1 rRNA gene (only partly in view) is annotated in these 1395 nt (G+C 56.3%); it reads left to right on the top strand.

The features are described from left to right. Positions 1-1395: ribosomal RNA gene (locus ACIO5E_RS03925) — 23S ribosomal RNA — on the top strand (it extends 1921 nt beyond the left edge of the window).

Below are 1395 nucleotides of genomic sequence, written 5' to 3'. Positions count from 1 at the left end.
AGTCTGAGACCTGATGCCGAGCCGATTGTGGTGAAGTGGATGATCCTATGCTGTCGAGAAAAGCCTCTAGCGAGTTTCATGGCGGCCCGTACCCCAAACCGACTCAGGTGGTCAGGTAGAGAATACCGAGGCGTTCGGGTGAACTATGGTTAAGGAACTCGGCAAAATGCCCCCGTAACTTCGGGAGAAGGGGGGCCATTCCTGGTGACGGGCCTTGCGCCTTGAGCTGGGGGTGGCCGCAGAGACCAGCGAGAAGCGACTGTTTACTAAAAACACAGGTCCGTGCGAAGCCGTAAGGCGATGTATACGGACTGACGCCTGCCCGGTGCTGGAACGTTAAGGGGACCGGTTAGCTTGGATTCGTTCAGGCGAAGCTGAGAACTTAAGCGCCAGTAAACGGCGGTGGTAACTATAACCATCCTAAGGTAGCGAAATTCCTTGTCGGGTAAGTTCCGACCTGCACGAATGGCGTAACGACTTCTCGACTGTCTCAACCATAGGCCCGGTGAAATTGCATTACGAGTAAAGATGCTCGTTTCGCGCAGCAGGACGGAAAGACCCCGGGACCTTTACTATAGCTTGATATTGGTGTTCGGTTCGGCTTGTGTAGGATAGGTGGGAGACTTTGAAGCCGTGACGCCAGTCATGGTGGAGTCGTCGTTGAAATACCACTCTGGTCGTGCTGGATGTCTAACCTGGGTCCGTGATCCGGATCAGGGACAGTGTCTGGTGGGTAGTTTAACTGGGGCGGTTGCCTCCTAAAGGGTAACGGAGGCGCCCAAAGGTTCCCTCAGCCTGGTTGGCAATCAGGTGTTGAGTGTAAGTGCACAAGGGAGCTTGACTGTGAGACTGACGGGTCGAGCAGGTACGAAAGTAGGGACTAGTGATCCGGCGGTGGCTTGTGGAAGCGCCGTCGCTCAACGGATAAAAGGTACCCCGGGGATAACAGGCTGATCTTCCCCAAGAGTCCATATCGACGGGATGGTTTGGCACCTCGATGTCGGCTCGTCGCATCCTGGGGCTGGAGTAGGTCCCAAGGGTTGGGCTGTTCGCCCATTAAAGCGGTACGCGAGCTGGGTTTAGAACGTCGTGAGACAGTTCGGTCCCTATCCGCTGTGCGCGTAGGAGTGTTGAGAAGGGCTGTCCCTAGTACGAGAGGACCGGGACGGACGAACCTCTGGTGTGCCAGTTGTCCTGCCAAGGGCATGGCTGGTTGGCTACGTTCGGGAGGGATAACCGCTGAAAGCATCTAAGCGGGAAGCCTGCTTCGAGATGAGCACTCCCACCTCCTTGAGAGGGTAAGGCTCCCAGTAGACGACTGGGTTGATAGGCCGGATATGGAAGCCCTGTGAGGGGTGGAGTTGACCGGTACTAATAGGCCGAGGGCTTGTCCTC

Origin of the sequence: Kitasatospora sp. NPDC087314 (assembly GCF_044744365.1) — a bacterium.
GTDB lineage: Bacteria > Actinomycetota > Actinomycetes > Streptomycetales > Streptomycetaceae > Kitasatospora.
This window is presented reverse-complemented; position numbering and strand designations above follow the sequence as displayed.